Here is a 22487-nt window from a genome sequence, read left to right as displayed (position 1 = left end):
ATTGGCGAAAGAGTACGGCATCGGCGGACATTCGCAGGATTTTCTGGATGGCAGCAGCGGTTTTGTAAATCATGATGGAAAAGGACTTGAATTTGACCACTACCCGGATCATCAAAAGGTTACGTTAAGCTGGACACAGGTCGAGAAATACATCGACCTGATGATTCAGTCTGACCGCTACCTGACCGATAAGGAAAAAGAGCATCGTGCCGCCGTGCAGGAAGCGGAACGACAGCTCCCAATGCTGGATGGTGATGCCGCTGCCGAATACAATGCTCTGAAAGAGCAGTACCCCAATACCCTGATTGGCTTTGAACTGGGCGGATATTTTCTGTTCTATGACAAAGATGCAATCACTGTAAAGGAAGTTTTTCGTTCTAATTTGCTGTCACAGGAAAATGCGCTGGGAAAAGTCAAAGTGACCGGCTTTTTGCGCAGAGAGTGGGTAGCAAAATCGCAGAAGCTGTGGGCCGAGGGCAACAGCATCTATCTAGCCGGACAGGGCGGAGATGGTACCCACCATCAGACAAAATATCTGCGAGAGGAAGATTATCTGCCGATCGGCATCATCATCAAGCTAGATGGCCGGGATTTCCGTGTGGATCACGTCAACTTCATGTTCAAATCCGTCAGCTTGCAGGACATGGACTTGACCAACAGCGGACAGCCCATCTTCCGGGTTGAACGGTTGCCCAATATCCGGGAACTGTATGAACAGCAGCAGGATGAAATTATTGACGTTTCTCCTGAAAAGGCTGTTGATTACAAGGTCGGTGACGAAGTTGTTGTTGACCTTCCCACCCGAACCATCGAAGGCAAAATCGGCTATGTTGGCGAAACCGATGTGCGCATCGACACCAGCGCGCATGGGCAGTCGTGGGATAACGAGGTACTCAACAAGCAGCAATTCGAGGACGGTCTGCGGCGGGATGAACCTACACCTGATGAGGAACTGGACAAGTTGCCTATCTCTGTGGAGGTCAATGGCGAGTGGCAGACCTTTCCGGATGCTGCTGCCGCAGACGAAGCCCTGAACGCTGAACCGATGCCGGAAGCCGCAGGAAATTTTCACATCACGGATGATAATTTGGGTGTCGGAGGCCCCAAGCAGAAATTCGCCCGCAATATTGAAGCCATCCAGACCTTGCGCACTTTGGAGCAGGAGCATCGCGGTGCCACCGCCGAGGAGCAGCAGGTGCTTTCGCAGTATGTAGGCTGGGGCGGTCTTGCAGATGTCTTTGACCCCAACAAGGAAAACTGGTCTGCCGAGTACACCCAACTGAAAGGGTTGCTCACCGAAGAGGAGTATGCCGCCGCCCGCGCTTCCACTCTGAATGCCCACTATACCTCTCCAGTGGTAATTCGCGCCATCTATGATGCTGTGGAAAAGATGGGCTTCCAGTCTGGAAATATCTTGGAGCCTTCCTTGGGTATTGGCAACTTTTTCGGTATGCTGCCCTCTGGCATGGCTGACAGCCGTCTGTATGGTGTGGAACTGGATTCCATCACCGGACGCATCGCCCAAAAACTATATCCACAGGCCGACATTACGGTTGCTGGCTTTGAAACCACCGACCGCCGAGATTTTTACGACCTTGCCGTAGGTAATGTCCCTTTCGGTCAGTACAAAGTCAACGACAAGGCGTACAACAAACTGGGTTTTTCTATCCACAACTACTTTTTCGCCAAGACTATCGACCAGATCCGACCGGGCGGCGTGATTGCTTTCGTGACCAGCCGTTTCACGATGGACAGCAAAGACAGCAGTGCCCGCAAGTACATGGCGGAACGTGCTGATTTGCTGGGAGCCATCCGCTTACCCAACAACGCTTTTAAGGCAAATGCAAGCACCGAGGTTGTTTCGGATATCCTCTTTTTGCAGAAGCGTGACCGCCCTGCAGACATCGAACCTGCATGGGTGCAGCTGGGGCAGACCGAAGATGGCTTCAATATCAATCAGTATTTTGTAGACCATCCGGAAATGGTGCTGGGAAATTTGGAACTAGAAAGCACCCAGTACGGCCATGACCTGACCGTTGCACCAATCGAAGATGCAAACCTTGCAGACCAGCTTACCGAAGCGGTGCAGCACATCGAGGGCCAGTACACTGCGGTGGAGATTGCCGCTCCGGACGTTGCCGATGCGGAAGTGCAGCGCAAAACTCTGCCCGCAGACCCTACCGTGAAGAATTTCAGCTATACTGTGGTGGATGGTGAAATCTACTACCGCGAGAACTCCATCATGACACAGATTGAACTGTCCGACAACGCCAAAGGCCGTGTGGCTGGCATGGTGGAACTGCGGCAGATCGTCAACGAGTTGATCGACCAGCAGTTGAATGACTTCCCGGACGAGGATATCAAGGCATCGCAGGCAAAGCTGAATTATGCCTACGATGCGTTTACTGCAAAATACGGTCTGATCAACGACAAGAAAAATGCCCGCCTGTTCGATGATGACAGTTCCTACTATCTGCTCTGCTCACTGGAGAATCTGGACGAGAATAAAAATCTCAAATCCAAGGCAGATATGTTCACCAAACGGACGATTCGCCCGGAACGCATTGTTACCAGTGTGGACACCCCCAGCGAGGCACTGGCAGTGTCCATCGGGGAGCATGGCAAGGTTGATCTGCCTTATATGGCAGAACTGCTGGGCACTCCCGGCAACTATGAGCGCATCACCACCGAACTCTCCGGCGTGATCTTCAAAGATCCTGCCGCCGATGCAGACGACCCGGAAGCAGGCTGGCAGACTGCGGACGAATACCTTTCGGGTAATGTACGCGATAAGCTGCGGATGGCACAGCTTGCTGCGGAAAGTCACCCGGAGTTCAAGGTTAATGTGGACGCACTGACCAAGGCACAGCCCAAAGATTTGGAAGCTTCTGAAATTGATGTGCGGCTGGGTGCCACATGGCTTGCCCCCTCTATTGTGCAGCAGTTCATGATGGAAACTTTTCAGCCGCCCTATCGTATCCGCTACAACAATGCCATCACCGTTCGCTACTCCCCTTACACTTCCGAATGGCGGATCAGCAATAAATCTGCTACTGGCTTTGGTGACATTATGGCCACTGAAACCTACGGTACCCGCCGAGCCAACGCTTACAAGATTTTGGAGGATACCTTGAATTTGCGTGACAGCCGCGTTTATGATACCATCGAGGAGAATGGGAAAGAAAAGCGTGTGCTGAATCAAAACGAAACCACCCTCGCCCAGCAGAAACAGCAGGCCATCAAGGATGCTTTCGCTGGCTGGGTCTGGAAAGATCCGCAGCGGCGGACTCTGCTGGTGAAGAGGTACAATGAGCTTTTTAACAGCACCCGACCCCGTGAGTATGACGGAAGTCATATTCATTTTGTGGGCATGAACCCGGAGATCAATTTGCGAGAGCATCAGCGCAATGCGGTTGCCCATGTGCTGTATGGGTACAACACCCTTTTGGCGCACGAAGTCGGTGCCGGCAAGAGTTTTGAGATGGCGGCTTCCGCTATGGAACTGAAACGTCTGGGCTTGTGCCAGAAAAGTCTCTTTGTCGTGCCAAACCATTTGACGGAACAATGGGCCAGCGAATTTTTACGCCTGTACCCCAATGCAAAGCTGCTGGTCACCAGCAAAAAAGATTTTGAGCCCAGTAATCGCAAAAAATTCTGTGCGAGAATTGCGACCGGTGATTATGATGCGGTTATCATCGGACACAGCCAGTTTGAAAAGATACCCTTGTCCGCAGAACGACAGGAGCGTCTGATTCAGGAACAGATGGATGAAATCGAGGAGGCCATCGAAGAAGCGAAAGCGCAGGTTGGCGAGCATTTCACGGTAAAGCAGCTGGAAAAGCTGCGCAAGTCTTTGAAACAGAAATTGGAAAAGCTGCAAGGCACAGACCGTAAAGATGATGTGGTTACGTTTGAACAATTGGGCGTAGACAGGTTGTTTGTGGACGAGAGCCAAGCGTTTAAGAACCTCTACTTGTACACGAAAATGCGTAATGTCGCAGGTTTGAGCACGAGCGAGGCGCAAAAATCCAGCGATATGTTCGGCAAGTGCCGCTATCTGGATGAAATCACCGGAGGCCGTGGCGTGATTTTTGCAACGGGTACGCCCCTGAGCAACAGCATGACCGAGATGTACACCCTCATGCGCTATCTCCAGTACAACACCTTGCAGCAGAAAGGGCTGACCCATTTTGATGCGTGGGCTTCTACTTTTGGTGAAACTACTACTGCCATCGAACTTGCCCCAGAAGGCACCGGATACCGTGCACGCACTCGTTTTGCGAAGTTCTTCAACTTGCCTGAACTGATGGCGATGTTCAAAGAAGCAGCAGATATCAAGACCAGCGACCAGCTTCATCTCCCAGTGCCTGATGCAAAATTTGAGACGGTGGTGGTCAAACCTTCGGAAATCCAACAGGATATGGTGCAGGCGTTGAGCGAACGTGCAGCCGAAGTCCACAGCGGTTCTGTTGACCCTTCTGTGGATAATATGTTGAAAATTACGTCGGATGGCCGCAAAATCGGTCTTGATCAGCGGTTGATGAATTCCGCTCTGCCCGATGACCCCAACAGCAAGTTAAATGCCTGCGTCAACAACGTCCTGCGCATCTGGAACGACACCAAGGAGCAGAAGCTGACCCAGTTGATTTTCTGCGATATGTCTACTCCCAAGGGGGACGGTTCGTTCAACGTCTATGATGATATTCGCACCAAGCTGCTCAACGCCGGTGTGCCCGAACAGGAGATCGAGTTCATCCACAACGCAGATACGGAGAACAAGAAAGCAGAACTTTTCTCCAAGGTACGCAGCGGACAGGTGCGTGTGTTGCTGGGCAGCACTGCAAAGATGGGAGCTGGCACCAACGTCCAGACGCTGCTTGTGGCGGTGCATCATCTGGATGTGGGCTGGCGTCCGTCTGATATGACCCAGCGCAATGGCAGAATCATCCGTCAAGGCAATCAAAACAAACAAGTGTACGTCTATAATTACGTCACTGAATCGACATTTGACGCCTACTTGTACCAGACCTTAGAGAATAAGCAGAAGTTCATTTCGCAGATCATGACGAGCAAGTCGCCTATGCGCTCCTGCGATGATATTGATGAGCAGGCTCTGTCTTACGCTGAAATCAAGGCTCTGTGTGCTGGTGACCCGCGCATCCGGGAAAAGATGGATTTGGACGTGCAGGTGGCAAAATTGAAAGTTCTGCGCGGTGACTTCCAGAATCAGAAATATCGTCTGGAAGATAAGCTGCTCAAAACATTCCCAGAAGAAATCCAGAAACAGAAAACCCGCATTGCTGCTTTGCAGCAGGATTCACAGATTGCAGCAGCACACCCGCAAGACAAAGAAAACTTCTGCGGTATGACCATCAAAGGTATGGTGTACGATGACAAAAAGGCTGCGGGCGAACGGCTGCTGCTGGCTCGGCAGGAGATGCCCAATGCCGATATGATGCTGCTGGGCACCTACCGTGGCTTTGAACTGAACATCCGGTTCGACAGCTTCAAAAATGAGCATCAAGCCGTTCTCCGGGCAGAGTTGAGCTATCCGGTATCGCTGGGCGATGATGCGCGCGGCAATATCACTCGTCTGGACAATGCCATCGACAACTTTACGGACCGTATTGCAGACGCTGAAAATGCTCTGCAAAATCTGGAGCAGCAGAAACAGGCTGCAGAGGTTGAAGTGGCAAAGCCGTTTGCACAGGAGGAAGAACTGGCCGAAAAGTCTGCCCGACTTTCTGAATTGAACGCCTTGCTGAACATTGATCGCAGTTCGGCACAGGATTCTCCCGAAAAAACAGAAGAAACCCCCACAACTCGTCCGTCCGTGCTGGCTGCGCTGGAGGAAAAGGTCAACCAACCGGAACCAGTCAAGCCGTTCAAGAGTTATCTGGATAAGGAGGGGCGATAATGTGAAAAAGCGGGAACACCGTCTATTTATTCGTGTGACCGATGAAGAACGAAACCGCATTTTAGATAAGATGTATGGAATGGGCATCCACAGTCTGAGTGCCTATATCCGCAAAATGGCACTGGATGGCTACTGCCTGAACCTCGACCTTCCACAGCTGCGGCGAATGGCTTATCTGCTTCAGAATTGCAGTAACAATCTGAATCAGGTCGCCAAACGCGCTAACGAAAACGGCAAGATCTACTCTGCCGACCTTGCTGATCTGCGCACCCGGCTGGACGAACTGATTTCCATTGGCAAGCAGATTCTGACTAAACTGGCAAATCTCTAAGAAAATTCCCGCAGTTGGAGGACTGCGGGTGTACATATAATGCTTGACATCCTTGCAACGCAGTAGTCGATACCTTTATAATAAGGGCGAACAGGAAGGAAGTGCTTGATATGATGTCTATGCTGAAGAAAGTTGTTCTTTTCCCGATTTCTCTCTTTGTGGCGTTTTTGGCTCTGATGGCAAAGTGGCTGCTCACGTTGTCCAGTTATGTGGTCGCTCCGCTGATGCTCTACATCTTCGGCTGCGGCATCTACACCGCCTGCCGTCAAACTTGGGATCAGTTTCTTATCCTGCTAGTGTCCGAGTTCATCTGCTTCATCCTCTTTTTCGGTGCAACTGCCATCACCGAGGGTATCGGGCGTTTTAGTGAATGGCTTTCAGAACTGTAAGAAATAGTTTTAATCCTTTGCCGCCTTCGGGCGGCATTTTTCTTTTATGGGGGTGATTCAGGATGGCCGCGACACGGCTGATCGCGTTGCACAAAAACAAGGGCAAGTCGGTTGCGGCTTGTCTGAAAAGCCGCACAGACTATGTGCAGAATCCAGATAAGACCGAACAAGGTGAACTGGTAAGCTGCTACGAGTGTAGCCCTCTGACAGTCGATGAAGAATTTATGCTTTCCAAGCGGCAGTATGAACTTGCTACCGGGCGCAGACAGAAAAGCGACATCATCGCCTATCAAATTCGACAGTCTTTCAAACCCGGTGAGATCACCGCCGAGGAAGCCAATAAGGTGGGCTATGAACTTGCCATGCGGTTTACCAAGGGCAAATACGCTTTTATCGTTGCCACCCACACAGACCGTCACCACATCCATAACCATGTGATTTTCAACTCCACCGCATTGGACGGTTCAAAAAAGTTCCGGGATTTTTTCTTTTCGGCACTGGCCGTTCAGCGGTTGAGCGACTTGATTTGTCTGGAGCATCAGCTCTCTGTTATTGAAATAAAGCCCTACCGGGAACGGCAGAAACGTACCCTCTATCCACCCAAAGAAAGCAATCGTGATAGGCTGTGTGGCATCATCGACAGCATCCTTGCAGAAAAGCCCAAGGATTACGAAGATTTTCTGCAAAAACTGGAACAACAGGGTTATGAGGTCAAGCGTGGAAAATACACTTCCGTCAAGGGCGCACGGCAGAAGCGGTTCATCCGCTTCAAAACGCTGGGAGCTGGGTACAGTGAGGATGAACTGCAAGCGGTGATTGCGGGAAAAACCGAACACCGTCCGCGTCAGACACAGCCGTTCCAAGAGCCGCCGTTCCAATTGCTGGTTGACATTCAGGCAAAGCTCTCCGAGGGCAAAAGCGAAGGCTATGCACGATGGGCGAAAAAATATAATCTGAAAGAAATGTCCAAGACGCTGATTTTCTTGCAGGAGCACAAAATTGGCAGCGCAGATGAACTGAATGAACGCACAGCGGCGGCAACAGAAAAATACCACCAGCTGGGAGATTCCATCAAAGCCGCCGAAACACGGATGGCGGAAATTGCTGTGCTGAAAACGCACATCGTCAATTACGCCAAGACCCACCCAGTCTACGATGCCTACCGGAAAGCGGGATATAGCAAAAAGTTTCTGGATACTCACCGGGAAGAAATCACACTGCACAAAGCAGCCAAGGCCGCTTTCGATGAAACTGGCTTAAAAAAGCTGCCGAAGGTCAAAGCACTGAATGCAGAGTATTCCGATCTTCTGACCCAAAAGAAAGCAGCCTACCCGGACTATCGCAAGGCACGAGAAGAAATGCAGGAGTTGGTAAAGGCACAGAAAAATATTGAATTGTTCTTCGCAGAAGAAAAAGACGCACAGGAAAAGCAGCAGACCCGATAAACGAAAGTCGCCGAGGATTCTAACCCTTTCATGGGGCGGAATCCTCGGCGACTTTTTTAGTTTATGTAGCAGCGATCCTGCGTTACGAGCCAATCTTCACACAGCCGTTGGGCTTCATCTGTTGAGCGGCACACGCAATTGAACAGCTTGCCATGCAGGGAGCAGTAGGTGTAACGGATTTTGGGCACACCGTTCTCATCCCGAAACTTTGTGTAGCGTTCCTCACCGGGCATCAGATAAAGCTGCTCCATTTCTGCATCGTCCTTTCCGTTTTCATGTGTCAGGCACACAACGCACCTATTCTATCATGAACTTAGGAATTATGCCATTGACGCTTGCACCAAAAAGCGCCCCGGATTTTCGGAGAGAGTGTGCATTGACACATTCAATAGCGTTCGGAAAGAACGCGCAGCCTGCACCGGAACGGTGCAGATCAGAAAGGGTTTGGGATTTCCCAACAAGCATTTTGCAACGCAAAATTTGCATTTGTGCGCACGAATGCACTGCTTGCAGAAGCTTTGCAGAAAAAGAGTATCAGATAGGGGAGTAGATATAAATGTTGCGTCCCATCTCTCCTGTTTCCACGTCAAAACTTCCCGATGCTATAACTTTTCCGTCCAGAAGCACTTCAACATAGATATCCCAAAGCCCTGCTGCTTTCCAATATGTCTTTGGATACTGTTTGATTTCCACATTCAAGTCATCTGGGACCCCCAAATCTTTTGCAATGATTCGCAGTTGCTGATCTGTAAAGCTATCTCCTTGGGATATTTTATCTGTTGGGTCGTCCCATTCACAGATGTAGGCACATCCGGCATCAATTATTCCATCTGCATCATTCCACGTCCCATCCTGAAACTTTTCATAGAGCATGGCATAGTGCTCAATACCATCCTGATTGTTCGGCTCACCAGAATGCCAGTTTGTATAAGCTGTGCTGGTTCCATCGACCCATTTCCAGTTTCCTTCAGAGCTTTCATCGCTGAATCCAAAATAGGCATTCTCGTACCCTTTTGCTTTCATTGCACTGTAGAGAAGGAAATTTTCCGTTGACGATTCAATGACCGCCAGATGACCGCCTTTCCACTCGCAGCGTCTCTCTGCTTGCTGCCATGTGATTGGGCCGGACTCCCACTCCGATTCGGGCAATGTATAGAACTCATAGAGGTGTCCCGTGTAACCTTCGACCTGTGTTTCCTCGGCTGCATTGGATGCTTCCCATTCACAAATGTAGCCGCTCTGTTCATATGTATTGCTGTTTGCCAGATCGTTCCACTTTACCGGCCACACGGCCACACAACTCTCGTCTGCCACAACATTGCTGGAATTGTTCGGCTCTCCATCGCCCCAGTTCTGATATTCCCATGGTTCACCTGTCACCCAGCACCACTCACCGGCAGAATTTTTATAGCCGCCGATCCAGAGTTTGCTGTTTTGAGTATTCAGGCTTTCAATTAGTTTCTGTTCTTCCTGCGAGGTAATCGTTGCAAGGTGTCCACCCTTTGCTTCGCAGGCGGCTTTGGCTTCCTCCCATGTCAGGGTCTCACGGAAAATCTCGTACTTATGTCCGTCTGTTGGCTCAGCCACTGAGTTTTCTTTTTCATTTGCTTTCTGATCTCGCAGTTCAATGGCCTTTTCTACGGCGAGTTTCGCGTTCAACATTTTATATCCTTCCTCGCCATAGCTACCTGTCGCAGTACTTTTGATAATGTCCTTTACTTCCTTTGCCGTAAAGGTCGGGTCGATGCCAAAAATCATAGCAGCAACACCGGCAACGTGAGGAGTTGCCATTGAGGTGCCAACTTTATATCCATATCCTACTGCACCATCGGCAACTGTGCTATAAATCTTTGCATCCGGAAAAACATTATCAGAATCGCTTCCTCCCGGTGCCAGCACATCAACCCTGCTTCCTCGGTTGCTATATGAAGCAACCTGATATCCATTATGTTTACAGCCAAAATAGGAATGTGTTCCTGAAACAGCTGCCGCTCCAACTACAATAATCGAATCTTTTATTTCAGGTTCATCAATTCCGCTATATATATCCCATCTTGCATCCGTCCCACCTGACACCCATTCATCTTTCTTAAATCGATTTTTATATTTGTTATAATCGGGATCTTTTTTATAATCTCCCTGCCAAAAGTATTCAATTCCATTTTTTACATCTTCTTTATCTTTTTTATAAAACAATTTGTCATTGTCATTATCCGCTGATTTGCAAATAAGAAATGAGTTCCCTGTGTTTTTTTCTAAGTCATCTAAAAATTCCGTGAGATCAGCATTCAGAATATTGAAGTTTTCCTGAGCCTTTTTCCCTCCCTGACTTGCACTATACATCAGCCCATGTTCGCCTAAGCAGTAGCTGAGATTCAATACTCTGCAGCGCTTGATTTGAACAAGGTAACTCAATGCTGTTTTCTGAGAGAAATAAAACTGTTGTCTGGTCTCGCCCTTTTTATAAGTAGCACCATATAATTTTGCATTCGGTGCAACTCCGCAAACACCTTTTTCATTATCAAAATCCGCACCAATAATTCCTGCCACATGAGTCCCATGGCTTTGTTCCGATGTCCACCATCCAAGACCATTATACTTGTAAGGTCCCATCGCCGAAACATTTCCAAACGGCATCTCCTGAAAAGTCAGGTCTTCGTGATAGAAGTCAAAAATCTCCTCAATTACGCCAACATTGACTGGCTTCATCTGGTCACGGTATACCCATGCACCCGGCGCATCAATGGCCTTCATGTTCCAGTTGTTTCCAGAATTTCCGCTCCAATCATCCCATTTTTTATCATTGGGGTAATACGCCGAAGAACCCGAAATCGCGTCATTTTCCAGCTCAAAAGCATAATTCAGAGAAGAACGTCTCACATAGGGGAGTGCTTTGAGCTGTTCAATCATCTGCTCCAGTTCTTCCTGCGTGTGCGCAGCAGGGAGAAGAATCTGGTAATCCGCAGTGACTGGGATTTCACCAACGACCTCACCGCCGACACCCGCAAGGTATTCCTTCAGCGCAGGAAGACTGTCGGCGCTGTTCAATGTCACCAGAAGTTCATTGTTGACATAGCCGAATCCGCCCTGCATTACAACATTCTCTGCTGCCGGTTCGTGATAAATCAGATCGCCCATGTCCGTTTCAGGGATGTCTTTTTCTACATTCACCGCAGAGACTTCTTGAGCAGTTTCAGCAGGCTTAGACGACAAATCACTGAAAATCAAAAAAGCCAAAATCGTTCCCAGAAACAGTACAAGAATACCAAGCAGGGCAAAGAGCCATACCAAGTTATTCTTACGGCGTTTTCTGTGCATACGGTTCGCAGTAGATTTTTTCATAATGATATTCCTTTGCTTGAGTTACCGAAATTTGCGATGCAATAAAAAAACTGGAAGAATCGCTTTCGTTTCAGGAGCTGTGAGTTCTCACAGTTCCTTAGAATTTACAGATAGAACGCAGCAAACAGATCGCCGATGCCGTAGAAGAAATCGCCGAGGCTGGTAAAGCCCCAGTTGCTGCCGCCAGACATCGTGTGGGTATAACCGTCAGAGTAGGTGTAGACACCATTTTTCTTGGAAACAACAGCACCATGAGACTGTTCGAGGGTCTTAGACTCACTCTCCCAGTTATCATAGTAGGTGCTGCGGAACATCCGGCCAAAAGCATAGCAGATCTGCGAAACAATACCGCCGCCCTCAACACAAGACATTTCGTTTTCATTCAGAGCCACAAAATTTGCAGGCATCTGAATCTTGTTGTTTGTCATAAAGCAACACTCCTTTGATTTGCGTCTTCTTCCAGCTTTTTTATTGCACCCCTTTCTTTTTTATATTTTCTGACTTTAGCCTTTGTACTTTGTCAACAGCACCGATGTGTTATCGTGTGCTCCGGGAAATGTCAGAGCTGTTTCCACTAGCAGCTTGGAGGCCCGCTTCAAATCTTTTGTGGCATTCAAAATCTGGCAGATTGCATCATCCGATAAGCAACGATACAGCCCATCTGTACATTGAAGCAGTACATCATCCTTTTGCAGAGGTAACGGCATCCTATTTCCACTAATCAATGTTAGTTCCTGAATGCCAAGATAACTTGTCAGTGCTGCACGCTGCGGATGACGCAGTGCCTCCTCACTGCTAATGCTTCCCTCCTGCACCATTTGATCCAAATGCATGCCAAAATTGTGATCAATATTCAACTGCCGCAATTCACCCGCACGATACAGATAAATATGGCTGTCGCCGATCCCGCACCAGAATAGTTCCCCATTCCGAATAAATACAGCGGTCAATGTTGTTCCGGCTTCTATTTTGCGGTTTTCGCTGTCGCGGATGTCTTTAACTTTTTCATTCAGCCTCAGTGCCGCACGGCCCATCTCTGTAGAAATATCCGTCGCCTGTGCATTTTCGAGCAGATGCTGTGTCATTCCCTGCGCCGCCAGAGCACTGGCACGTTCACCGCCGGATAAGCCGCCCATGCCGTCACATACCACACAGACTGTGCTGAATTCGTTATGGTCGAAGCGAACTGAATCCTGCTGATTGTTTCTCGTTCCAATCGACATATAACCGGCAATTTCCGTTGTGTCGGTTTCACAGCTGTCAAAGCACAGTGTCTTTTCCGAATCATTTTCAGACGGGTACAAAAGCGTCTGTGTCACATCATCCATCGCCTGCATTTCGTCGGCAGCTTTCCCCTTTAACTTTTTTCTCTTAAAAAGAGAGATCACGTTTCAATCACCACCTTGAACGTATACTCTGGCGACAGGACATAAAAACTGTCTCCATCCCTCAATGTATACTGTTTTCCTTTTTTCATCGGTTCTCCGTTTGAAAGGAGCGTACCGAACTTTGAAAGATCCCGTATTGTAAAATCTTTTCGTTTTTCATTGTAAAAGATCTCACAATGGTTTCGGCTGATTCGATTGTTTGCGGGCATCATCACATCACTTGTAGCCGACCGGCCAATCTTTATCGTGCAATTCGGTTCAAGTAACCACCTGCGCTTGGAGAAGCATCCCGCTGTCTCTCTGTAATCGATCGTCAATTCCAGATAGGCCATCTTACGTTTCTTTGGGTGGAAGAATGCTGCAAGGCCTCTGGGTTCTTGCACATCCTGCTCTTCAACAGAGCACACCTTTTCAGAATCGTCATGCACAGCAGCCGTTTTCGGACGAACAACTGCCGTTCCGGAAGCTCTCGACTTTGGCATCAATGCTCCCAGATCAATATCATATTCTTCCGGCTCAACGACCTGCTCCAGCGCACTCAGAAAGTCCATCATGCTGCGATAGCGGTCATGGTAATCAAACGCCAATGCATGATCCATTACATCTGATAATGGTTTTGAAACAGCTGGAGCCAACTTCCATAGCGGAAGATACGCTCCTCCCTTTGCCCGGCTCAAAGCGTCCAGCATTTTCTGGCCAGACACAATAAAGTAAAAAGTTGATGCCAGTGCATAGATATCAGTCCACGGCCCCTGACAGGGTTTTAAGGTGTATTGTTCGTATGGTGCATAATTTGGCTTCAGATAGATCTTTCTGCCCTGCTTTGCGCTGCTCTGACGGAAGGAACGCGCCGCACCGAAGTCGATTAGTTTGATTTCTCCATTCTGTGTAACCAGGATATTTTCCGGACTGATATCCCCATGGATCATGCCAAAGCGGTGCACTTCGGCTAAAGCACTGCCGATCAGAAGCAGCATCTGAAGCGCCATCTTGAAAGTCTGCTCTTCGTTGTGTTCTTTCTTAAAGGTACGCAGATTGCAGCCTTCGATCAGTTCCATCACAAAATATGCCGTGCCGTTTTCTTCAAAAAAATCCTGAATATCAACAACAGAGACATTCCCGCGAAGTTCCTGCAGCGTTCGTGCTTCTTCAATAAAGCGTTGTTTCCCATCTTCAAACTCACAGCGATTTTCTTCGCCTGTCAGGGCAACCGTGCCATCAGGCATTCTGCCCTGAATCAAATTGGACGGAAAATACTCCTTGATGCAGCAGCGTGATCCATTCAACATATTTTTTGCCAGATAGGTAATGCCAAAACCGCCCTGTCCGAGACTTTTTCCCAGCAGATATTTTGTATTCAAAATTGAAAATGACCGCAGGTAGTTTTTCCCCACAGATGCTTCATCCGAAACATATCCACAATTTTGACATTTTCCGCCTTCCATCGCTTCCCGAAAGCAGACTGGACAAAGCTTTTCTTCCAATGTGGCCATCGTTTTATTTTACCTCATTCCAGCCTCTGCTGAAGTCAAACCTTGAACTGGAAGATCTCATTTCCTAGCGTGATGTACATACCATCCGTCAGAACCACGATATTGTTTCCAGAAATCTTCTGATCCCCAACGAACGTGCCATTTTTAGAGCCAAGATCCTGAATCGTGCAGGTACCGTTATGGCAGCTGATCTTTGCATGGGCACGGCTGATGATCGGGTTGGAGACGATCACATCTGCCTGAGAACCCTTACCAATGACCAACTCCGTATTGTTCATAATTGCAAAGCTCTTGCTCGTGTTCATCTGGATCAGAGTAGCAACTACAGTCGAGGCAGACGGGATGCTGCCGGTCACAGGGGCAGTATCATTATCATCAATCAGACCAGTCGGCGCATTCCGGTTTTCGTCATCGTCATCCCAGTAGGCATCACCCTCTGCATCCTCCTCGGAATGAACTGCATAGCTGACGATTACAGAGGCAACGGACAGGATGGCGGCAATTACCAAAAGCGCGATCAAAACTGCGGTCATTGCAGGAACAACTCGGCTCCCGGTCAAAAGGTTCGCACCGTTTTCATTGAATCTATTTTTAAACACGAGGAAGAACACCGCCAGCAGTTCAAGCACACCAACAAGGTTTGTTGTCAGCGTTACCCATCTCATGGTATACACTCCGGTAATTGCAGCAACAATGATCAAGACGAAAAATACGATCAGAAAGACCCATCCCGGCAAAGATTTTACGGTTTCTGTGCCAATAATATCTTCAACTGTCAGCAGCTTTGCATTCAGCAAACTCGAATCCGAAAGATAGGAAAACACGCTCGTCTTTCCATTTTCCAAAAAGCTATTCAGTTTTCCGGAGATTTTGCTGTTTCCCAGCTGAACATTAAGTTTCCACGCCTCTTTCGCCTGATTCAGTTCGTAGGTCTCCGTTGCCGGAATATTCTGATACTTACCGTTTTGATTCTGTGTCTGAAACTTCACCCGGAATCCCGGCACAAAAAGTGCAACGAGCAAAATTGCTGTGGCGATCCATGAAAGGACTGCACCGATTTTTTTACCTTTCGGTGCATCTGAAAAGAAGATTGCAAATTCTTGATTGTTTTCCATACTAGTTCTCCTTTGCTTTATTATGTTTGATCTGCCAGATCATAATATTTCAGTAAAACATCTTTTACGAGTTCTCCTGATGTTCCCGGCCTATCCTTTTTCCAGAACGGAACCAGCCGTTTTGGTTTATCGAAGGTGCTTATGAGAATCCCTGTAATATTATCCGTTTCTTTTCGTTTCTTGCATAATCGGGTCACTTCTTCCAGTGCATCATGCAGCTTCTTTTCCTTGGTAGAATATTTGCAGATTTCCTTGATTTCGCTTCCCGTTATTCTGCGGCGAAACCCATCACAGCAGAGCAGGAATACCTGATGCGGCTTGATATCGCCATAGAGATAATCCGGTTTTACCGCCTTGCCGGCTCCTACGCATTGCAGTAAAAGGCTCTGGCGTGGGTCTTTTGCCGCCTGCTGGGGCGTAAGCCTTCCTTCCGTTATCTCCCGCTGCACAACGGTATGATCCGTTGTCAGCTGATCAATCGTGTCCGAAAGGACATATGTTCTGCAGTCTCCAATATGGCAGATGTAGTACTGATTCTTCATAAGAAGCACAGCTTCCACCGTTGTCCCGCTGCGAAAGCCGGCATTTTCCGAGTGTTCCTTCAGCAATCCATGAAGTTCCTGAATGAGCTTGTCCCAATCATTAAAAAGCGCAGTCATCGGAATTTTCTGCTGGTACAGCCCTTCGATCTGGTTGTTGAACCAATCATGAAATGCTGTCACAACTTCTGCGCTGGCTTGCTCGCCCATTTTCAACCCGCCTACGCCGTCACAGATCACCGCAAATACAATTTCGTCCCCTTGAGGCTGTCTGCGCTGCATCAGAAGGAGGGAGTCCTGATTCGTTTCTTTTTTCCCGACATCCGAATAATATGCGGAACAAAATTTCATGGCTCTTTTCCTGCTTTCTCAGCGGTATTCATGTTCAATTTCAAGAAGAACCGCCTTTTTCCTTTTGTGTAGAAGAATGCTTCCAAATACGCCAAGCAGAGCAGCAGCCACAACCAGACAACTTCCACATATCACCATGATTTGTCCTACAGTCATCTTGTTCACCTCTTTTACTGCCAGTTATTTGCTGCAATTCGGTTCAACTCGTCCATCTGGGGGTCATACATACCGGAGGCCTGTACAGTACGGTACAGTTCAACCGCCGTTGTATAGTATTCAAGTGATTTGGTATAGGACGCACCATTTTTTAGGTCGATTTCCCCTTGAACAAATGCAAGCCATTTATATACGCGATAGTCCTTAGGATAATCGGTCTTTAATGCTTGAAGCGTCTCCATGGCATCTGTGAAATCCAGTAGCTGATACTGCAGCATTGCAATGTTTAATCGTACTTCCAATGTGGTATTCCCATTGTCTTCCATCTTTTGGTATGTTTGCAGTGCCTTTTCCTGATACGAGGAATCTCCAGTCACCTCGGCCTGACGGATATAGGAAGTCGCCAGCTGTCCTGCCAACGCATTGTAAAATCCACCGGGTAATCTTTCGATTCCATGCTCCAGCAGCTCGATCTCTTCGGAAATTTTGCTTTCTCCAATCTCTTCGCAGATCGACGCGGCAAGACGGTATGCTCGTGCCAGCAGATCATTGTCATCAGATATTTCTATCGCCTTATATGTAGCCTGCAGTGCACCTGACAAATCGCCCTGCTTTCTCAGCAGTTCACCTTGAACGATCTGATAGTCCCCGCTCTGCTCCGCCTGAGGGATTGCAGCCTTCATCTGTTCAAGCACATCATTTGCGCCTGAAAAGTTCCCCAGTTGGATCATTGCAGTGGCAGCCCCCTGATAATAGCTTGGTACCTCCGGTGCATACTCCAAAGCTTTTTGGTACATCTTGATCGCCGCTTCATAGTCTTCCAGCGCATAGTCCGCTTCCGCCGCAATATTGTAGAGATTTGCAACGCTTTGCTTACTGTAATACTTCAATGCGCGGGACTGTGTCGTTTCAACAGCATCGATGCACTCCTGATACTTACCCTGCCGATAGAGAAGCACCGCCTTTTCAATATACGCTTCCAGCTGATCATCATAGATTGCAATTGCCTGATTCAGATCCTGCTCAGCTTCGTCAAAGTGCATCTCTTCTGCCGCCGTGCGGCCTTTGCGCACAAGAGCATCATAAGCTGCATATCTTTCCACACCGATTCGCTGTGTTCCAAGCAAAATGGTGGCCGTTCCTGCGATTGCAAGCACGATTGAAGCCGCTGCCACGATTTTCTGAGAGCGAACGACCTTTTTATAGCGGCCATCGATCGCATGGATATCCTGCAGAGCACGGAGCATTTCCTGAGCATCGCAAAAACGTTCTTCCTGCCGTTTCTTCATTGCTCTGGAGATAATAAGCAAAAAACTTCGGCTGAATTTTAGCTTGTAGCTTGTGATGGGCCGGACGCTTTTCAACGAATGGCCGGGCTGCTGACCGGTAATAGCATAATACAATGTTGCACCGATGCCATAGACATCCGTTCGCTTGCTAATTGTACCATACCCACCGGCATTCGTTGCCTGTGCCGCTGTCACGGAAGCATTTGCATTGCTTCCAGAGGATGCCGTGTTTCGATAGGCAACTGCATTTCCGTATCCACGCAGTGGCATCGTTTCGGCCAGTGGAACCGTTTCAGCAGAATCCGGCGTCAGATGCGTTCCTTCCGGGCGTGTGTATTGCTCCGGTGCCGCATAACCCGGCGTTGCACCAATCGCCAGCACTCCCTTGGAAAAAACCAGCGAGGTGTTAAAATCGATCACGCAGATGTCCCCGGAAGGTGTAATCATAATATTGCTGGGCTTAATATCACAATGCAGGATCGGCGGGATCTGTGAATGAAGATAAGCGGTCACTTCACAAAGCTGACAAGCCCATCGATAGGCAAGCTTTTGATTGGCCGGGCCATGTGTTTCCACATATTTCTGCATATTTACGCCCGGTATCATATCCATGATCGTATAGACATAGCCGCTTTGGCTTTCAATCACGTCATAAATACGCGGCAGATACTTATGTTTGAGCGTTTTCAGAATGTTTGCCTCAGCGCGTTCATCCATCCGTCCCTTGAACTTTTGCTTCACACGCTTGATAACAACATCCACGTCCAAACTATCTTTGTGCGCACAGTAAAGTGTGCCCATTCCGCCTTCGCCCAGCGGATAGATCCGGCTGTATCCACTCCCCAGATCAGCGGCCCACTGGCTGACATCGTTATAATCCATACCCACACCTCCGTATAAATCTTAGGATGCCAGGTCATCACTGAACGCCGGAAATTCCGATTCGATCTCAGACCAGTCAAATTCCTCGTCTGTACCATCGTCCTGTGCGGGGTCGTATGCGGGAGCTGCACTGCTGCTGCTCGACGAACTTGTTCCGGGCGTGCTCCCAGTGCTCCCCAAGCCCTTTTTGAGTGCCTCCTGTGCCATCGAATTTGCGATGTTAGCGGCCTCACCAGTAAGGCCGCTATCCTTCACCACTTTGCTTGCGGCACTATCGGCTACCTTTTCTGCCACCTTTTGGGTCGCAGTTTTGGCATCGTCCTTTGAATCCAGTTCAACTTTTACAGAGGAGTTTTTCCCGTTTTCCTCCTGCATAAAATTCTCGATCTGTACCGTCAGTGTGCAGCTTCCATCCGAATTGACTTCGACCTTCTGATTGATCGCGTTAAAGTCCACACCATTCTCTTCTGCTTTTTTCAGCAGTTCTATAATTCCGTTTTTGTCATCCTGCGCAGAATAATATGCTCCCAGCAAGGCATACGGTTCTGCATTATCAGGTTCCGCCTCAAGCCATGCATGACTTACATTCTCTGCAAAGAGAGAGTCAACATCATTCCAGTACTGATCAGAAAGAACTTGGAACGGTCCGTTTCCACCGCCGTTTTTATAAATCAGATCTGCATCTTTTAAAAACTCCGGTAGAAACTCTGCGTCATCCTCAAAAACTTCCTGTGCCTTGTTAAGGACTTCGTTTGCCTCATCTGTTTTTCCCTGTGCGGCATAGGCTGCATAAAGTCCTGCGTATGCTTCTTTGTTTTTGGGGTCATGCTGAATAATATCGATATACTGTAAAATCGCATTCTCATAATCCAGCGAGACGAGATAATTCGTACCCAGATCCAAAACCTTCGTCAGGGAAAAGACTTCCGCTGTTTCCGAATCGGATTCAGTAGACAGCGTAGACATCGCATTTCTCGGGCTGCAGCCCATCAGGACTGCGGCACTCAGTACGATTGCCACTGCTGCAATAATTTTTGCTTTTTTCATTTTTTGCTCCCATTGACTTTACGTCAATTGAAATTTATTTGCACCATCTGCCAGAAAAAGAACGCTTTCCGATGGCACATAAGTCGGCACACTGTAGAGAATGCGCTTTCCATTAACAACGACTCCATTTCTGGAAAGATCTGTAACGGTATACCCTAGCTGGTTCCCATTATATTGGACCAGACAGTGTACCCTACTGATTTTTTCACTATTAACGATCACAGAAGCTTCCGCAGCACTTCTTCCAATCTTGATCCGTTGTCCCGGCTTCAATTCAATCGTCTGCCCGGCCAGACTCCCAACTAATCCAATAAGCGTTCCCCGCCCGGAAGACAGGGAACGCTGTGTAATAGGGCTAGTACATTTTACAAAATGCCGTCTTTTTTCATATTCAGCAGCTAATTGATTAACATCCGAAACGAATCGGTGCATTGCAATAAAATATCCAATGAATGGAACCAAAATCATCCAGATAAAGAAGCTTTCACTGTCCTGCCGAATCTCTACATCATATTCATCTGCACTATCATAGACCCGGTCTACAATTTCTGCGAGCCACAGATACTGATAAACGCCAAATGTCAGAATACTGAATCCGATCATCCTTCCGACCCCAACGGTATCCTGTCCGTCTTTCTTGCAGATTGCATTGACATCCTTTACCAGCGAATCCATGAACCAGTAGTGATATAAAGAACAGGTTACGACAGAAAGCAGGATGTATTGTAAAAAGCTTCGTTTTTGCTTGAGCAGTTGAATCTTTGGCTTTGAATCCATTCGATTCCCTTGTTTGGCTGGCATATCTTATTGCTTACAGCAGCTTCATAATGTTGTTGCTGTCTCCCAGAGAGATTTCCGTTCCACGCGCAAGCTTCACCGGAGCGTTCGCCGGCAGACGGCTTCCGTTCACATAAGTGCCATTGCTGGAAAAATCTGTGACTCGATACTGTTGGGTCTGGCTGTTAAACATGACTTCGCAGTGCCGGCGGCTGATTTTTTGTGCTCCCTGAGAGAACACAATCTGGGCTGCTGCGCTGTCTCTTCCTAGGATCACCGGCTGATCCGGCGTAAGTGGGAAGTTGGAGCCTGCATACATACCAGAAATACCCAAAAGTGCAGGCACATTCTTCTGCGCAGCAGACTGGCGCTGCTTTTTCTCCTGCTCAATTCTGTTTCCAAGGTCGTTGATTTTTTCTGCAACATCCTCCGGCTTGATTGCAATCGTCAGACCCGAACCCTCGGCGATACTGCTCTGGATGCCATCTAGAGCAATGGCACGGCCCTTCAGTTCTTCAAATACCAGAGCCTTTGTCATATTATAGTAGGGTGTCACATAGAGCAGGCCGACAATACCGCCGGTAATATCATTGAGAAGCCACCAGCCCAGATAGCTCAACTCAAAAATCAGAAGATCACCAATGTGTCCTGCGGTCATTTCTTTGCAGCGTGCGATCACCTGCTGTGCCGACAGCTGCGGATGATCCGCCTGAACCCATGCCATCGGCCAAAGCTGGAGACGTCTGTAAATGCTGATGACTGCCGCTGCGATCATACCAACCATCAGGATCAGAACTGCAAGCCAGATAACCCCGGACAGCAAAAATACGAACGTAAGGATCACCGTTGCAACAGCAATTACAATAGGAAGCCACTGAATGACAATTTCTCGTGTTCCAGTAACGATTGCAAACTGCACAAAGAAATCAAAGCTTTCAAAAATGCTGCTGGCACTTGTCCGTGTTCCATTTTTACGCAGATACAAATAATAGCGATACCGCGCAACTTCGAACGGTGCCTTGAGCATCTCTGTTACGATTCCCGTTGCTGCCACGAGCAGAACGAAAATCAGTGCCATCAGAATAAACTTGAATGGACTGAAGATCATGCTGGGGCTATAATACCCCCATCTGGAAACTCTACTCAGATCGTTAATGAAGGACACCACAAGCGAAACGAGTGTGGTACCATAGATACGAACTGCTGCTGCAGAAAATGCCGCCATCATACTTGTGACAGTTAGTGTGGAGATGATCGTGTATAAAATCTCCATACCAATCATTGCAGCCTGATTTCCGTTATGTTTTAAAATACTCTTGGCACTTTCTTTATCCGCAACTCGATTTACCATAATAACCCCATCCTTTCAGCTTACCAGTGAAACTGCTCTCCGCACAGAGGAACAAACATCAGCTTGGTGTCACCAATGTTCAACAGATCCATAGTCTTGAGTTCGACCGGGTTCAGCACCAGCTTGTCGTTCACATAGAACAGTTCCTTCGAGCTGCCCGGCTGCGCCAGATACACATTGCTACGGGGATCGTACACTACGATCGCATGCGAGCTGCGAGACACCGTATTATCTCCCAGAATGCAAACATCCATCTCAGGCGAACGACCAACAAAGTTGCGGCCCTGATGCAGGCGGTAATCCGTGCCCTTATTTACACCGTCGGTGCAAACCAGCCAGCCGACCACTGGTGCCGGCTTTTCTACCATACCGTCCAACATATCTGCGGTCACAGGCAGGGTGCGGTCATCATCGCTTACTGTCGGTGCAGTCACATTTGCAGGCTGAGAAACCACAGGCTGAGAAACAGTCAGCGGCTCCGTTACCTCATTGGCGGGCTGGGGCGCATCCGGAATATTCAGCGGCACAGTGGTCTGGTCTGCGCCGATACTAGCAGCTCCGCTCATGCCGCAGTGGGGGCAGTTGTTGCCAAAGCGGGAAGAATCATAATAGTGGCCATTCGGACATTTCACCAAAGTCATAATAGGGGCCTCCTCAAAATAAAAATGTTTTTAT

At 48.3% G+C, this 22487-nt stretch carries 17 protein-coding genes; 4 read left to right on the top strand and 13 right to left on the bottom strand.

The window, feature by feature from the left end; genetic code table 11:
- Positions 1-160: 160 nt before the first annotated feature.
- From ACGHP1_RS03115 to ACGHP1_RS03100, 4 genes are all read left to right on the top strand, one after another.
- A complete protein-coding gene (locus ACGHP1_RS03115; RefSeq protein WP_390509802.1) occupies positions 161-5917 on the top strand; it encodes a DEAD/DEAH box helicase family protein in 5757 nt (1918 codons plus the stop codon).
- A gap of 1 nt (position 5918) precedes the next feature.
- On the top strand, positions 5919-6248 hold the full coding sequence (locus tag ACGHP1_RS03110; RefSeq protein ID WP_005924636.1) for a plasmid mobilization protein: 330 nt from the start codon (positions 5919-5921) through the stop codon (positions 6246-6248).
- 110 nt (positions 6249-6358) lie between these two features.
- Positions 6359-6637 carry a hypothetical protein gene (locus ACGHP1_RS03105; protein ID WP_390507678.1) on the top strand — a complete coding sequence of 93 codons (279 nt, stop codon included), beginning with the start codon at positions 6359-6361 and terminating at the stop codon, positions 6635-6637.
- A gap of 62 nt (positions 6638-6699) precedes the next feature.
- Positions 6700-8082, top strand: a complete 1383-nt coding sequence (locus ACGHP1_RS03100; RefSeq protein ID WP_390507676.1) for a relaxase/mobilization nuclease domain-containing protein — start codon at positions 6700-6702, stop codon at positions 8080-8082.
- A gap of 56 nt (positions 8083-8138) precedes the next feature.
- On the opposite strand, the gene ACGHP1_RS03095 is transcribed toward ACGHP1_RS03100, so the two are convergent.
- From ACGHP1_RS03095 to ACGHP1_RS03035, 13 genes are all read right to left on the bottom strand, one after another.
- Positions 8139-8333, bottom strand: a complete 195-nt coding sequence (locus ACGHP1_RS03095; RefSeq protein ID WP_005924624.1) for a DUF3873 family protein — start codon at positions 8331-8333, stop codon at positions 8139-8141.
- 283 nt (positions 8334-8616) lie between these two features.
- Positions 8617-11424 carry a S8 family serine peptidase gene (locus tag ACGHP1_RS03090; protein WP_390507674.1) on the bottom strand — a complete coding sequence of 936 codons (2808 nt, stop codon included), beginning with the start codon at positions 11422-11424 and terminating at the stop codon, positions 8617-8619.
- A gap of 104 nt (positions 11425-11528) precedes the next feature.
- Positions 11529-11852, bottom strand: coding sequence for a hypothetical protein (locus tag ACGHP1_RS03085; RefSeq protein WP_097773953.1), 324 nt, complete (start codon positions 11850-11852; stop codon positions 11529-11531).
- Positions 11853-11927: 75 nt separating this feature from the next.
- Positions 11928-12812: a PP2C family protein-serine/threonine phosphatase gene (locus tag ACGHP1_RS03080; protein WP_390507671.1), complete on the bottom strand. Its 885-nt coding sequence runs from the start codon at positions 12810-12812 to the stop codon at positions 11928-11930.
- A complete protein-coding gene (locus tag ACGHP1_RS03075) occupies positions 12809-14305 on the bottom strand; it encodes an FHA domain-containing serine/threonine-protein kinase (RefSeq protein WP_390507669.1) in 1497 nt (498 codons plus the stop codon). Before ACGHP1_RS03075 ends, ACGHP1_RS03080 begins: the two co-directional genes overlap by 4 nt.
- A 35-nt stretch (positions 14306-14340) precedes the next feature.
- Positions 14341-15420 (bottom strand): FHA domain-containing protein, encoded by a 1080-nt coding sequence (locus ACGHP1_RS03070; RefSeq protein ID WP_390507667.1) that lies wholly within the window; start codon positions 15418-15420, stop codon positions 14341-14343.
- A gap of 20 nt (positions 15421-15440) precedes the next feature.
- On the bottom strand, positions 15441-16310 hold the full coding sequence (locus ACGHP1_RS03065) for a PP2C family protein-serine/threonine phosphatase (protein ID WP_390507665.1): 870 nt from the start codon (positions 16308-16310) through the stop codon (positions 15441-15443).
- An 18-nt stretch (positions 16311-16328) separates the two neighbouring features.
- Positions 16329-16466 (bottom strand): hypothetical protein, encoded by a 138-nt coding sequence (locus ACGHP1_RS03060; protein ID WP_154276498.1) that lies wholly within the window; start codon positions 16464-16466, stop codon positions 16329-16331.
- A 14-nt stretch (positions 16467-16480) separates the two neighbouring features.
- A complete protein-coding gene (locus ACGHP1_RS03055; RefSeq protein ID WP_390507662.1) occupies positions 16481-18637 on the bottom strand; it encodes a protein kinase in 2157 nt (718 codons plus the stop codon).
- A 21-nt stretch (positions 18638-18658) separates the two neighbouring features.
- Positions 18659-19684: a tetratricopeptide repeat protein gene (locus ACGHP1_RS03050; protein ID WP_390507659.1), complete on the bottom strand. Its 1026-nt coding sequence runs from the start codon at positions 19682-19684 to the stop codon at positions 18659-18661.
- 18 nt (positions 19685-19702) lie between these two features.
- The gene (locus ACGHP1_RS03045; RefSeq protein WP_390507657.1) at positions 19703-20461 is read right to left on the bottom strand and encodes a DUF4234 domain-containing protein; all 759 of its coding nucleotides are present in this window, start codon (positions 20459-20461) and stop codon (positions 19703-19705) included.
- Between the two features lie 34 nt (positions 20462-20495).
- Positions 20496-21812: a DUF975 family protein gene (locus ACGHP1_RS03040; protein ID WP_390507655.1), complete on the bottom strand. Its 1317-nt coding sequence runs from the start codon at positions 21810-21812 to the stop codon at positions 20496-20498.
- A gap of 20 nt (positions 21813-21832) precedes the next feature.
- On the bottom strand, positions 21833-22453 hold the full coding sequence (locus ACGHP1_RS03035; RefSeq protein ID WP_097780890.1) for an FHA domain-containing protein: 621 nt from the start codon (positions 22451-22453) through the stop codon (positions 21833-21835).
- Between the last annotated feature and the right edge of the window lie 34 nt (positions 22454-22487).

The organism is Faecalibacterium sp. i21-0019-B1 (assembly GCF_042852915.1).
In the GTDB taxonomy this organism is placed as follows: domain Bacteria; phylum Bacillota; class Clostridia; order Oscillospirales; family Ruminococcaceae; genus Faecalibacterium; species Faecalibacterium taiwanense.
This window is presented reverse-complemented; position numbering and strand designations above follow the sequence as displayed.